Genomic DNA, 12,905 nt, shown 5'->3' with positions numbered 1-12,905 from the left:
AGTTGCAGAGAAATATCGAAAAGATTGGTTGAACGCTGGTCATAGCCATACACACGAATACTTTTTAGAAATCCCGAATGAGTTTGCTACATACATAAAAGAAAACCCTGTAAATTTACAGGGCTCATTATTGTAATTTCAGGAAGTATCCTAGTTTTTGTAAGCTTGGTTTATTGCATAGAACAATTGGCTCTTAAAAAATTAATTACATATCTCGTTCTTGCGACAATTTCAGCATTGGAATCACCTAGGGTTACATCATAGCTTTCATAGTTATAAATCTTTCCACCTTTAGGACCAGCATTTTTCAATGCTGTCTGAACGTTCCACCCATATTTCCACTCTAATGGCCATGAATAATCATCCAGATATTTTCCAGTTAATTTAAATCCATTTGCTATATCTTTAGTTGAATACAAGCTTTCCGTTTTTGCCCAATCTATGGGTTGGGACCATTTGTAGCCTACATTATACTTTCTCTCATCACCCGCCCAGTTAATATCAGTGTGAATTGCCCATATTGCATCATCTTCAAAGATTTTAAGCTTACTTTTACAGTGACTTATAGTCTCGAAAGTCATTGATCTGACATTTTCAGCCCAAGTGTTTCTATCCTTGAATTTGGGTGGACTAGGATAGTTTATCCTTCCGTCTACACGTATATGTGTTAAAAAATCTTGAGCATTTTCAATTGTTTCAAAGGAGCTTCCATATTCAAACAGATGACGGTTTTTATATAAGTTCAATTTCGCAGTAGAAACACTAACACTATTCCCTTCTTTAACCAGTTTTGCTGCCAACTGATCTCGTAAGTTTAATTGAGCCCTTGTGTAGTCCTGTAAAAACTCATGGTAAGTTTGATTTCCAGTCAGTACTACTGGGATAGTTTTACCATCTACGCCCACACAGTAAGTTTGCTTTTCTTCTTCATAACAGTGTACATCTCCATAAATTGGATGCTTTTTTGAAACTATTAACCCATCCCAGTTAATCTTCTTTCCAAAAAAACGAACAAACAGCACTCTGTTTTTTTCATCAAGTGCAGATAGCACCAATGATGAGCCAGACACACCATACTCCAGCCTAGGATCTCCCTGAAACACAACACGATTAAATGAGCCCTTGTAAACCTCTTTCCAGATTGATTGGGCTTGCGTATTTGTAACAGCCATCGCAACAAAAGTAAGTGTCAAAATCTTAAATAATTTAGTAATCATAACTCCCCCTTATTGCCTTGTAGCCGAAGAACAAGGGACTTCCTTTTTAGTTGGAGGACAAGTAACTGTGGCAGTACAGTTTGCAATTTGCATTCCAAATAAATTCACAGGATTTGGACAATCCAACGAACCTAGGCTTCCACCATTGCCATTACACAGATCACCTTTATTAACTTTGCTATAAGCGTCCTTCGATGCCTGAATCGTTCTATACAAAGAGAAATTCATTTTTCCAATAGATTGCTTTGTTTCAATGATGCATTTCTGCGGCTTTGGTGGCAAAACTTTTTCTACTGCAACTTTTGACTGTGCAAATTCCAGTGCATCACGATTATTTAACTTATATTTACTTTCAGCCTTTTTTGCTTCAGCGGCTATCTTCGCCTTTTCAACACGTTCCTTTTCTAATCGAACTTTCTCTGCAGTTTCAGCTTTTTGTTTGGCAGTTTGCGCTTCACGCTCTCTTTGTCTTTTTTCAGCGTCAAGTTTTTTCTTTAATTCATTGGCTTGTTGCTGTTCTTTAGCATCCTGGGCGCTACAGTAACCCATTGCCACACACTGTGTATGACTGACACAGTATTTCTCATTATATTCATATGGAGTCAAGCCGCCAGTGCCTCTTACCCCTATTTTAGCCCCTATATCAATTGCCAGTTGACCATTTTTATCATATCCACCCCAACAAGGAGACCAAATAATAACACCATTGCCATAAGCTGTATTAAAGCCAAAGGTAATTATTAAAAATATATATTTCAGTAATTTCATATTTCACCCAAGGTTTTAACCTCTAAAATATTATGAAAATATTCATCTTATGCTAGATGAAAGAAGTTGTTTAAATTCTATAGCTATATTTAAAAAGTAGAATACATCTCAATTTAATCATTAATATCAATGCATTTGAAGCGAAAAAATCGCAGGTATATTTAATTCATCTATCCATAAACCTAGATATATCAACTAAAACCTATTTTACAAAGAATGGGATGATTATGCTTGGAGCAAGTTGTTGACTGTAAATAACTAATAAATCATTATTTAATTACTTGCGTTTTAAGTATTTAATTATGACTTTAAAAGATTCAGTCCAGACTGCAATTCTAATTGTAGGATTTTTTTCACTACTTATATTTGGTGTATCTTACTATTTCATACTTATTGATCCTGATTCAAGCAACCATCCTTTAAAGGAATCATTGTCAATAACTGCTAGTTTTTTTGGTGGTTTCGCAACATTAACTGCTGCTTATATTGCTTCAAAGTTATTTAATGACTGGAAGGATACCCATAATAAGAATATTGATGCTCAACTTTGCATGAGAATCTATGATTTCATTGATTTTGCCAATCAAGAGTTAGTAATAATTTCTGGGTTTGTTAGGAATTACAGCCAATTGAGAGTAGAAGATAGACCTAGATTTAAAAACTTACTTAGTGATCACTTTAATAGGCTTAAAAATTTGAGCGACTTAACAACTTTAAGCTTATCTAACCTAGGATATTTTATTGATGAAACTGAATACAATTTGCTGTATGTTCCTAAAATCAATGAATTAATGGGTAACTTAGAAGTCTATAGTACAGTTTATCAGAATTATGAAAATAACCTCAACTTTACCGTTGATAATAATATTCATGAACGGCTAGATGATCTAATGATTGATACAAGAAATAGGTATAGGGCTTTTATTGTTGAGCTAAAGAAATATTATAAAGCGTAACCCTCACTCGAAGGCCTTCACAATCGCCTCATGCTTGCTTTTACACTCATTATATTTCACCACAGTATTGACAGACCAAATCAATAAAGTTCGCCCTGTCCCATCTTCTAATTGCTGAAGATTAGGGCAAGGCTCAAGCAAATTAGCTGGAATTCTCGGTGATAAGTGAGTTGATTGCTGACACGCCGCTATCATCAAAGCAAATAGACTTATAAATAGGACGCTCAACGATCTTTTGCACTTCACGTGTAACTGTTTCGACTTTGATGCGTTGTTCTGATTTAAGTTGCTCATAATCTGCGCTCACTTGGTTGATTTCATTTTGTTTTTTGATCAATGCTTTTTGTTGATCGTCTTTGAGTTTCAGTATTTTCTGCTGACAAACTGATTCAGCTTTTGATGTTTTCCCGCCAAGTGATTTGTATATGCAACTTGGCCAAGCCATAAAACAAAAAGGATCGCTATAGCGACCCAAGTTTTGAATTTCCAGATTAGTTTTATTGTCATGCGGTGGCACTCCACTTTTTATAAGCATTTGCCAATTTCACGTCATAGCTATTTTTAGCGTACGCAACACCATTGTAACCACGCGCAAATGCTTTCCAGTCTTTATTCATCAACGCATTAACAAGATTATTCACTTTGATATAGCGACACATTGCTTCAAGTTGTGATGCCTCATCCTTATACATTGCATTGATAAATGACTGTAAAGTCGGATAGTCGAGTGCTTTCCAGTGATAACCCATCACCTGACCTACGCCCCATGAGCATGATTCTAGTGCTGATGTCCGATCGTATTGAGACGCTGCGTTTAGACGACCATGTTGTGCAGTGTACAAGCCATAGTTACCTGCAGTTGTATTACATAGATCTGGCCGCTTGATCATCATTGTTTCTACAACTTTTGATTTGTTATTTGCAATCAAACGCTGTCGCATAACATGACGTTCAAATAAAATTACAGGCGTATTATCAGAGTTAAAACCAGAACCTTTGCACTCCACTTCAATGACAGCTCGAAGTGTTGCGACTTCAACACCAAGTGCTAGAGCCTGATTCTTAATTTGATCTGAGGTTAATTTTTTACTCATTTTACTTTCCTTTAGGCGTAAAAAAACCACCCGAAGGTGGTTCAAATGTTTTATAAATTTAGGTAGCTGACCAAAGATGGTAGTACTCTTGAATATCTTGATTTAGAAATTCGTCACGCTCAGGGTCATAGTGAAAAGCCTCACTTTCTAAAAGTTCAGCACGACCATTTAAAGCAAGGTATTTTTTTAAGAAAGTCTTAAATAATTCAACTCTTTCAGGAAATATACTTTCGCCATCCCATAAAATTGCACTCATTAATGAACCCTACTTAAAAACAACGAGAGTAAATTATACTAAAGATTAATACCTTACTCAATAATATTGCGATAAAAGTCACATATTTCCAATATTTATCTACTTATGTCATTTTTTGCATTTTTAAGTTCTTTCACCACTTCGATAATCGTCTTCCCCTCCTGGCGATTAATAAAGTTGAATGTCCAACGAACAATGGCCCAACCCGGTAAACCACAGACGAAAAAGAATCCACCTAATGCAATCACCCCCCAGATATCTGTCACCCACTCATGTAAACCCCATCGTACAATGATGAAAGCACCACCGGTAAGACTTGAAACGACAGTACAAATTAAGCCTACTGCCCACTCCTGTGGTGAACGAGGGAAACGCATCATAATAACGACTGTTGCTACTGCTGCAATTGCGAGTGTTACAGCTATTGCAGCACCATAAAACTTTAAAAAAGCAGTGAGACTGCCTGTTGCGACTGGTTCCATTTACATCAATATCCTTTAATTTTGGCAATAAAAAAGCACCCGATTGGGTGCTGTATTTGATAACTTCACACTTCTATCTGAACCACAGTGCCCTGCAGTGCAGATCTTTTAATTTCATTATTTGAGATAAAAACTCGATCACCTGTTTTGTATTCGACCGAACTAGTGCACATCACCAAACCTGAATTATCAGAAACCAAGACTTTGTAATTTGGGTGATTAACACTTGTAATTGTGCCGACAAATTCAGGTGCTTTAGGCATCAAAGCCATTAGTCTTTCAAGCGGATTACTCATTTACAATACGCTCCACTTTTACAGTTTGCTCTACTTTTGAATATGTAAATGACACATCGACTGCATCAACAATACCCCGCCACTTCCCATCGAATGCAAAAACATCACCCAAAACCTGTTCAGGTGACTTTTGCGAAATAGGCATATTAAAAACATGATCTTCAACACGACCTGATTTCGCCAATTTTGTACGACCAAAACCACCCATGCTGACAGCATTAAAAAGCGGATTAGCCACAGGCTCTAATAAAACATCACCTGCAGTATCTCTGCGTTTAATCTGCCCTGTGTTGCCGTTTCTTGGGTTTGTTAATGTAATTGCATTGTAGTGCAGAAATTCTTGATAGCTTTCAGAATGCTGTGTGACAATGCTTTCAGGTATCAGTGAATCATAATCACTAACAGTCATTACATCCCAGTATGTCTTCTTGTAAAACGGTTTAATTGAGATTGTATTACTGTCCTTTTCACTATAAACAAAACCACCACCAGCTTCAGCAATCACTTTAATCGCATCAATTGGCGCTTGATTTGTATAACTTAGACTTTCTGTTTCAACAATCCACCCAAGATCATCGATGAGCTGCCAATTCAGTTGAGTGTCACTATTTACTCGATCTAATTCAGCTTGAACAAGTTGCACTGATGTACGCTCATTTTCTTGTAGATATGAGCGTACAGGTGAATATTGAGATTCTAGCAATGCAGATTGACTACGACCCGACAACGTGTAAATCGTTTTAGCGAACACTTGGGATTTTGAATAATCTTCATACATCATCATGTGAACATTGCCATTCACAGAAATTTTCAACACATCAAATTTTTGCAGTTTACTCATTTCGGGTTCAACAACAGTCAAGCTGTAAGACCAACACCATCGGCTTCGATCTGTGCCGTATTTACCATTTAAAACAATTATTTCTTCATTTGTTCGAGTGTTTATGATTGATACTTCATTCACGATATACCACCAATTTTGATTTTTAATTGCGGGAATACAGTCATCTACACCAAAATTCAAAATCACATTGTGTGAATCTACTTTTGTGCATAAACAGTTGAATTCTAGATTTGTACTGCCGACATATCCTAGAATTTCCGGCTTTGGCCAAGGTTGAACAGGATGCTTTCTATAGTGGATCGGGCGAGCTTTCTGCCACACAAATTCATTTGCCGTAACAAACTCTAGCCCTTTATCCCACTCAAATTGATATGTTTTTTCAAAATGTTTGGCAACTTCATGTGAGTAAGTAAACTGCTTACGTTTTCGAATCAATTCAACCCAATCAAATTGACGCTCAATGTATTTTTTCTCAGCAACTTCGTAGTCAAACCCATATTGTTTCTTAAGCCTAATATTTTCTTGCCAACGCAAATCTAAATTAGAGTTTAAACCTGTTGATTCTTCAAAAATCGTTCTGATATTTTGAGCAAGTGGCTTCCCTTCTTCGTTTTTAATATCAACAACGGTAAGTTGGGTTAAGCCTGCATCATAAAAAGAAGCCCTATTCAGGGCTCTTAAAATTGGCTTTGACCAAGGTATTTGCACAACACTTAAACACGGCAAAGCTTTTTGATAAATCAAAGAATTATTTAACGAAACACCGACAATGTGATTAATATCAAATGTACCCACTGCCTCAAAAGCAAACGCAGTATCAATGAGGATATTGGCTGAGCCATGCACATCAATCGGTGGCTCTACCGTGCCCGTTGCGCTAAATCTAAATGACGTATCAATGCTGATATTTGCGTAATTAAACCCATCTTCAGCACCAAAATTTAAAACTAAATTTTGTGAATCAACTGGCTTTAATTCTTTGGTAAAATTCAAAATTACATTCAAAGCATCTGGTGGCGTGTAGTCAGACATTTACCACCTCATTTTTTAGAGCTGTGGGCTTAAATAAATCACATCAAGTTTTACGCTTGATCCAAGTACAATATCGTAATTATCTAAAACAATGTCAGTCCCAACATTAATATCAGCAACAGCTACACCCTCACCATTAATCAATCTCGCCCATTTTACTGTGCCAGATTTAATTGCAACGCCTGCATTTGTTGAGAATAACTCTATATTGTTTTCATGAATTGCTTTGGTGCATGGCTTTTGCAAATCAAGAACTAAAACCTTTGCTGAGCTTTTTGCATCAACATCAATTGAAACAGGTTTTGAGTCATCATAAAAAATAAGGGTAGCATTTGCGCTACCTTGATCTAAGAAATTAGCTGTCGCTCGTAGCATTGCCAAGCTTGTTTTTAAAGATGGCTTACCCATTGTGGCACCACGTTGTCTTGAATGACTGCGTTATATGTTTTATGAGGATCTAATGAAACAATTGTATAAGCAACATCAAGTGGCAAATACATCTTATACACCCCATTCTTATCACTTTGAACTGATCCTAGTAAAGCACCATTTGATCTGCCATACGCTCGAACTTGTCTTGAAACAGGGGTTCCTATTTCCAAAGTCTTGCCCGCAACAACAGAAATTTTGCTCGCATAATCAGGAGATACAGCAAATGATTTACTTACATACATTATTTACTCTCCAGTGTTAAACAATATCGAGTTGATGTTGCGATACTTGAGTTCCATGAAGATGCATAGTTGGCAATTTTTCCAAAATCCGCATCTATTTTGCTTGTTGTTGTTGCTAGCGTTGTAGTCTTTAAGAAAGGTACGACACCCCGTGTTACACCGCTTGAATCAATAATTAACATATCAGAAATGATATGGTTAGCACTCTGCAAATCAAGATATGGAGGCCTCACTAGGCCCTCACTATTAGCAACACCATTACTTTTGTACCAAATCAATCCTTTTAGCTGCCCAGCGCTTGACCCTACACTATCTCCTGTACCGAACGGCACAATTGCACCACGCGCAAGGATAGCGTGGTCTGTGCTTTGCGCATATCTATTCGGTATGCCTGCACACATTAGTAGCGCATTTTTACTTTTTAATGATGAGTCGTAAAACTCAACAAATCCGTATGCGCCCCATGTTTCAACCCAGTTTTGCAGGCCAATATTAATCGACAAAACAAAGCCACTCTCACCTGTGCCTGCGATTGTGAAGGGCCCCCCAATATACGGAACAGCTGCACTATCTGCCGAGAAACCATTGTCGTAATTTGTATGAGCAACAGCATAATACCACTTTGCCCAACCGTGGTGTGTGCCATCCCACCCCCAGTTTGCATTTGGGTTTTGTGCATCAAATGGCATCTGCACACCAGTGATATTATCAATATCACTCATGCTTGAGACGACACCAATTTTTGCAAACTTAGCTCCAGTGGCAGCTGCACCACTCACACAAAAATCATGCACAAGCAAAATTAGACCCAGTGATTCAGGATCTGTTGATCTATATGCTCGTTTTGGCTCTGTGCTATCGATCGGTGTGCTAAATACAATTTCAAAATCAAGCGGAGCTGTGGAACAGATTGCACTCCCTGAAATCGCTTGCGGATGCGATGATAAACACTCAATCACAATATCATTCGTATTTGCTGATAGTACTTTAAAGTCACCATCCCACCCGTTTGTTGACCCACCAATCCGCACAACTTGACGATCAATAAAACCGTGCCCTGCACCCAAAGAGATCGTTGCTGTGATTGCTTCTGTTGATGATTTTGTAATAGATAAAACTGGCACAAAGTTAAAACCCTCTACCAAGACTTTATCTAAAAGCTTAATCATACTCCCCCAGTTGTTTGTGAGCTGAGGGATGTTTTTCATATCGTTTCGATAGTGTTTAACAAGATTTGACATTTTTTGCTCACAAAAAAAACCGCATAAGCGGTCACTATTAATTTACAAGTTATACAATTCGATCAATATCCCCACACAGCATCGTTTGGAATTGATCTGATATTTGCGTTGGTTCAGACTGTTTAACGGTTCGGATCAACTGAACTGGGTAGTTCGCAGCGATTGTATTGAAGCGTAGTGTATTTCCGTTCGCCCAACCCGATCCCCACCCTTCTTTCTTAACTATGAAATATGGAACTTTAGTGACTGGATTAATCGGGGAGAAGTCTTCACCGATGGTGCCTGTTCCCACTTCGCCCGAATACTCACCCACGCATTTGAAAGCTGTACTGCTTGTAAAGACAATCGCAAAACGCTCCTGAATCGCACCCTTGTTTGTCACTTGAATTGGGTAAATTGCATCATTGTAGTTTGCTGAAATAGCACCACCTGTTGCTTCATCAGCCCAAACGCTATTCCAAGTCTGTTGAACAAATTTGCGTGTGTATCGTGCTTGCATATCGCCAATCACTAAAGCTGAACCCACAATCGTGTTTTCTGCATCATAATTGTGGGTTAAGGGTTTGGTTAATGTGATCTGTCCGCTGATTTGAACATCACGTATCAAGCCCATGTCACGATAGCGAAATTTGGCAGTAAACGGAGGTGTAAGTGCATTTACCGCAAAATCACCTGACAATGTAAATTTCCCATAATCATAATCAACAACATATTGATCGTATGTGACTTTCACACCTTTACTATCCTCAAGCTCACACCATGCAATACGTGCATCGCCCAACTCATAAGTTTTGCCCGCAACATGATCAGGCATCACATATTCTTTAGATGCGCTTACAACACACATACCACCGACACGGAAAATCGGTACACGTCCATCGAGTGGTAAGCGTGTAGCTGATAAACCGAGGATTTCCGCATCAAGCGGGATATATGTATAAGCAATAGCATTGTATCGAGCAGACGAAGCATCAACCCAAACTGGAACATTTATGTACTGCCTACCAGCTTCTTCATATTCTAAAAGAATGTCATACCAAGACTTTGCTTCAATTTCAGGTCTATTTGTCACTGTGATTTCAGTCTTAGTGTAGAAAAATATCTCAACAATACCTGTGATGTAGTTGACTTTTCCGTGCGCTCGGCTTGTTTCAATTACACCGTTTTCATCAGCAGTTAAAGTCAATTGACCAAAATCTATTGATGAAACAACTACAGTTAGAGATTGCGGACGAATTGGAATAATTGGAGTTCTAAAGCTTAGCTTATTAACTGGTGGTAAGTCAGTTGTTGTTGTCAGTGACTGTAATGCAACAGCGTTGTCAATATTTGGAGTCCAAGTATCAAGCTCAACCAACCCGTTTCCGTATTGCATCACACCTGATGCAATCCCGCTATTAGTTGCGGGATCCACATTTCGATAAAGCGTACCATTTCGATCCAAAAACGTATCATTTCCAATTTTAAAACGAACCGAACCAGTCAATATCTGCTCGTTATAACCCGATGACAAATCAAGTTTAATTTTGTCAGCAAGTACTGTTTGATTTGCTGAATTTAAACACGAAGTGTCACGATAAGTAACTTCAATATCAACTGGATTGTATGCTCGCAACTCAACGTCACGACCACTGATTTGTGAGACTTGCGGTGAATAAAATGAAGCCATGAATCCCCCTCATGCTGATGCGTAGACATTGGATGGTGTGTATATATAATCAAAAACTTTCTTAATCATTGCTGGTGTAACTTCTACTTGACCACTAGTGTAATCAATCTTGCCTTGCACCTGATCTTGATTATCTACGAGATTCCCCATGCTTGATGATATAGGCACATCGATCAAATCAAGATGTCCGAAATTTCCACCCACTGAACTGAGTGGGATACGCAAACCGATACTGTTTGGCTGTAACGGCGACCCCATCCCAACTACAAATGTTAATTTTTGAGCTGAATCGGGCATAACGTTAAATTTTGTCTGAGTTTGTTTTGATCCAAAATTATAAGTAATTTTGAATTCAGTATTTTTCTGCGGCAGCTTAAGCGGAATTATTTCGCCCTCGCCTGTGCTGTAATTCATAAAGCCTGTTGCATCACCAGTGAATTTACCCTGCGCATTGCTCACTGCTTTTTTCGGCACTCCCTCAAGTAACCAATCAATCGTTACACCTGTTGCGACTCCACCTTGATTCAATCTGAACGCAAATTTTGCTTTGTTTACAGGTAAACCAGAGCGCACAAAAGTGATGATCGGTGTACCCCATAAAAGCAAGATCGGTGTACCCACATCTGGTAACACACCCGCTGTGAATGTCCAAGATCCTGTTTCATAGTTAATTCGACCCGAACCAAAAGACGTGCTAGAGCCTTTTAATTGCCCTGAGCCATCGTCTTTAAGTTCGTAAAACTTCCCCTGCGCCATATAAGAAATCGATAAACAACCAGGTGCAGGAATCGGGACTAAAACCCCTGTCCAGTTCGAACTTTGATTATTCTGTGTCACTGGCACTGAATAACTTTGAAAATACTGACTTGGTGATGCAGCAGGTGTGAATGTGATTGCAAGTGTTGTTGCCCCTGAGCCTGCTGCAGTGGTCCATTGAATTAACCCGCGCTGATAGTCGATCACGCCTACTTGTGTACCTTGGCTATTTTTAAGCAATCCGCCTTGGTCTGTAATTTGCTGACCAAATAAGCTAAATGAAACACTTGAAGGCATTACACTTGAGCCGATGTATAGGTTTTGACTCGTACCCACTGTTGTTGAGAAGTTTGCTGAAATAGAACCTGAGTTCCCAGGCACTAAAACAACACTCTCACCCGCAGCGTTTACATCAACAATTGGTGATTCTGTCTGTGCAGACGGAATAAGCTGAGCAAAAATATCTTTTGCATTTACAGTGTATTCACCAACAGTCGCTGCGCTTTTTAGCTTCACAGATGAGTAATAAAGCCCTGTATCAGCAACAAGCGTGTCACGAAGAATAGTTTGGCTTTTATCTCCGTTGTACCACTGCTTTGCTGAAAGCCCTACATAGTCTTGATCAAGCGGATCGTTAAGTGAATATGTCGCAACCTTATATTCAACCTTTTTATTTTCAACAATCAAAATTGCAGTTCGCGTTTCGACTTTAGTAACTCGCACATACTGCTCATGTTGAAGTGCTTTACCCTCATTTGAAGCTAAAACAATCGTACTACCGACTGATGCTTCTGTTTCTTCAGGAAACATGATGGCTTGCAAGGTTTTCATGCCTTGATAGTGTGTATCCTGCGGATAACCCGCAGTCTGACCACCTTTCGCTAAGTAGTTTTCAATACGGTTTTGGGCTGCTTTGCGCTGATCAGTCCAACTTTTTGTGCTAAATAGAAGAGCTGAAACATTCGGGTCTTTAGGCAACTCTGAAATAAATACAGTTGCACCCATTAATTTATCAGTGTCATTTGTGATAACTGCAGGAAAAATCTTGCGAATAGACACATTACCCATCGTGCGATCTAATTCAGAAATATCATCAAACAGGTTATTGCTAAGCCCATCTTGAATGATTTGACCGTTGTATTTTCCACCACCATCATCGTTGTCAGTCAGACGTTCAGACTCATAAATGACTAAATCTTTAGTTTCAATCGGCATCTTCTAACTCCAAAAATCTGAGCGTTACGTTATATTCGTCGTCTTCTGAAACGCTTGGGTGATCAAGCACAGGACGTGCCTCAATTGCTTTTTCTTGATGATTAAAAGCGACATTAAAAGTTCGCTTATCATGAAAATATTCAAACTGAAGCGTGAATTTTTCTTGCAGTACTGACCAGTCTTTTAGCTTTGAAACCACATGGCGTTTAACCCAAGCCATGTTTTTATCAGCTGTTAGTGTGATCGGTCGTCCTGACTTCTTTTTGCCTTCTTGAATAATCAAAGAACCGTTTACTGCGCGCTCTTGTGACTGCTCAATGGGTTGCCAATCAAATTCATCAGACCATAAAAAGCCGTCTGACAATGAGACGGCTTCTGATGTTGCTACACGTATTAATTTCATAT

Annotated in this window: 14 protein-coding genes and 1 pseudogene; 1 reads left to right on the top strand and 14 read right to left on the bottom strand. The window is 38.7% G+C overall.

Translation table 11 applies throughout. The features are described 5' to 3' along the window. Positions 1-170: 170 nt before the first annotated feature. Positions 171-1,217, bottom strand: coding sequence for a hypothetical protein (locus EXE09_RS06395; protein ID WP_130116713.1), 1,047 nt, complete (start codon positions 1,215-1,217; stop codon positions 171-173). Between the two features lie 9 nt (positions 1,218-1,226). After that, positions 1,227-1,985: a cell envelope integrity protein TolA gene (locus EXE09_RS06390; protein ID WP_130116712.1), complete on the bottom strand. Its 759-nt coding sequence runs from the start codon at positions 1,983-1,985 to the stop codon at positions 1,227-1,229. Between the two features lie 302 nt (positions 1,986-2,287). Between EXE09_RS06390 and EXE09_RS06385 the strand changes: the two genes are divergently transcribed. After that, on the top strand, positions 2,288-2,941 hold the full coding sequence (locus EXE09_RS06385) for a hypothetical protein (protein ID WP_130116711.1): 654 nt from the start codon (positions 2,288-2,290) through the stop codon (positions 2,939-2,941). Positions 2,942-3,083: 142 nt separating this feature from the next. On the opposite strand, the pseudogene EXE09_RS06375 reads toward EXE09_RS06385, so the two are convergent. The 12 genes and pseudogenes from EXE09_RS06375 to EXE09_RS06320 form a co-directional block, all read right to left on the bottom strand. Beyond that, a pseudogene (locus EXE09_RS06375) lies at positions 3,084-3,448 on the bottom strand (hypothetical protein). Further along, complete coding sequence (locus EXE09_RS06370; protein WP_130116709.1) at positions 3,445-4,035, bottom strand: N-acetylmuramidase family protein; 591 nt, start codon at positions 4,033-4,035, stop codon at positions 3,445-3,447. The pseudogene EXE09_RS06375 and the gene EXE09_RS06370 overlap by 4 nt, the downstream one beginning before the upstream one ends. Before the next feature lie 58 nt (positions 4,036-4,093). Next, on the bottom strand, positions 4,094-4,291 hold the full coding sequence (locus EXE09_RS06365; RefSeq protein ID WP_130116708.1) for a hypothetical protein: 198 nt from the start codon (positions 4,289-4,291) through the stop codon (positions 4,094-4,096). A gap of 95 nt (positions 4,292-4,386) precedes the next feature. Continuing rightward, a complete protein-coding gene (locus EXE09_RS06360) occupies positions 4,387-4,773 on the bottom strand; it encodes a hypothetical protein (RefSeq protein WP_130116707.1) in 387 nt (128 codons plus the stop codon). 65 nt (positions 4,774-4,838) lie between these two features. Further along, complete coding sequence (locus EXE09_RS06355) at positions 4,839-5,069, bottom strand: hypothetical protein (RefSeq protein WP_130112139.1); 231 nt, start codon at positions 5,067-5,069, stop codon at positions 4,839-4,841. Then, a complete protein-coding gene (locus tag EXE09_RS06350) occupies positions 5,062-6,945 on the bottom strand; it encodes a hypothetical protein (protein ID WP_130116706.1) in 1,884 nt (627 codons plus the stop codon). The genes EXE09_RS06355 and EXE09_RS06350 overlap by 8 nt, the downstream gene beginning before the upstream one ends. Before the next feature lie 15 nt (positions 6,946-6,960). Beyond that, positions 6,961-7,353: a hypothetical protein gene (locus EXE09_RS06345; protein WP_130116705.1), complete on the bottom strand. Its 393-nt coding sequence runs from the start codon at positions 7,351-7,353 to the stop codon at positions 6,961-6,963. Continuing rightward, positions 7,335-7,619, bottom strand: a complete 285-nt coding sequence (locus tag EXE09_RS06340; protein WP_130116704.1) for a hypothetical protein — start codon at positions 7,617-7,619, stop codon at positions 7,335-7,337. Before EXE09_RS06340 ends, EXE09_RS06345 begins: the two co-directional genes overlap by 19 nt. Continuing rightward, positions 7,619-8,788, bottom strand: coding sequence for a hypothetical protein (locus EXE09_RS06335; RefSeq protein WP_130116703.1), 1,170 nt, complete (start codon positions 8,786-8,788; stop codon positions 7,619-7,621). The genes EXE09_RS06340 and EXE09_RS06335 overlap by 1 nt, the downstream gene beginning before the upstream one ends. 121 nt (positions 8,789-8,909) lie before the next feature. Next, positions 8,910-10,529, bottom strand: a complete 1,620-nt coding sequence (locus EXE09_RS06330; protein ID WP_130116702.1) for a hypothetical protein — start codon at positions 10,527-10,529, stop codon at positions 8,910-8,912. 9 nt (positions 10,530-10,538) lie between these two features. Next, positions 10,539-12,500 (bottom strand): hypothetical protein, encoded by a 1,962-nt coding sequence (locus EXE09_RS06325; RefSeq protein ID WP_130116701.1) that lies wholly within the window; start codon positions 12,498-12,500, stop codon positions 10,539-10,541. Further along, positions 12,490-12,903 (bottom strand): hypothetical protein, encoded by a 414-nt coding sequence (locus tag EXE09_RS06320; protein ID WP_130116700.1) that lies wholly within the window; start codon positions 12,901-12,903, stop codon positions 12,490-12,492. The genes EXE09_RS06325 and EXE09_RS06320 overlap by 11 nt, the downstream gene beginning before the upstream one ends. Positions 12,904-12,905 lie beyond the last annotated feature (2 nt).

The sequence above is a fragment of the Acinetobacter sp. WCHAc060025 genome (assembly GCF_004209355.1).
GTDB lineage: Bacteria > Pseudomonadota > Gammaproteobacteria > Pseudomonadales > Moraxellaceae > Acinetobacter > Acinetobacter wuhouensis.
The sequence above is the reverse complement of the archived record's forward strand: the minus strand, read 5'-3'. Positions and strand labels throughout refer to the sequence as shown.

What these genes read in the sequence shown, in the direction of transcription:
- EXE09_RS06385 (WP_130116711.1), top strand. Translation starts at nt 2,288, where the DNA reads ATGACTTTAAAAGATTCAGTCCAGACTGCAATTCTAATTGTAGGATTT.
- EXE09_RS06345 (WP_130116705.1), bottom strand. Translation starts at nt 7,353, where the DNA reads ATGGGTAAGCCATCTTTAAAAACAAGCTTGGCAATGCTACGAGCGACA.
- EXE09_RS06390 (WP_130116712.1), bottom strand. Translation starts at nt 1,985, where the DNA reads ATGAAATTACTGAAATATATATTTTTAATAATTACCTTTGGCTTTAAT.
- EXE09_RS06360 (WP_130116707.1), bottom strand. Translation starts at nt 4,773, where the DNA reads ATGGAACCAGTCGCAACAGGCAGTCTCACTGCTTTTTTAAAGTTTTAT.
- EXE09_RS06395 (WP_130116713.1), bottom strand. Translation starts at nt 1,217, where the DNA reads ATGATTACTAAATTATTTAAGATTTTGACACTTACTTTTGTTGCGATG.
- EXE09_RS06335 (WP_130116703.1), bottom strand. Translation starts at nt 8,788, where the DNA reads ATGATTAAGCTTTTAGATAAAGTCTTGGTAGAGGGTTTTAACTTTGTG.
- EXE09_RS06355 (WP_130112139.1), bottom strand. Translation starts at nt 5,069, where the DNA reads ATGAGTAATCCGCTTGAAAGACTAATGGCTTTGATGCCTAAAGCACCT.
- EXE09_RS06325 (WP_130116701.1), bottom strand. Translation starts at nt 12,500, where the DNA reads ATGCCGATTGAAACTAAAGATTTAGTCATTTATGAGTCTGAACGTCTG.
- EXE09_RS06330 (WP_130116702.1), bottom strand. Translation starts at nt 10,529, where the DNA reads ATGGCTTCATTTTATTCACCGCAAGTCTCACAAATCAGTGGTCGTGAC.
- EXE09_RS06365 (WP_130116708.1), bottom strand. Translation starts at nt 4,291, where the DNA reads ATGAGTGCAATTTTATGGGATGGCGAAAGTATATTTCCTGAAAGAGTT.
- EXE09_RS06370 (WP_130116709.1), bottom strand. Translation starts at nt 4,035, where the DNA reads ATGAGTAAAAAATTAACCTCAGATCAAATTAAGAATCAGGCTCTAGCA.
- EXE09_RS06320 (WP_130116700.1), bottom strand. Translation starts at nt 12,903, where the DNA reads ATGAAATTAATACGTGTAGCAACATCAGAAGCCGTCTCATTGTCAGAC.
- EXE09_RS06340 (WP_130116704.1), bottom strand. Translation starts at nt 7,619, where the DNA reads ATGTATGTAAGTAAATCATTTGCTGTATCTCCTGATTATGCGAGCAAA.
- EXE09_RS06350 (WP_130116706.1), bottom strand. Translation starts at nt 6,945, where the DNA reads ATGTCTGACTACACGCCACCAGATGCTTTGAATGTAATTTTGAATTTT.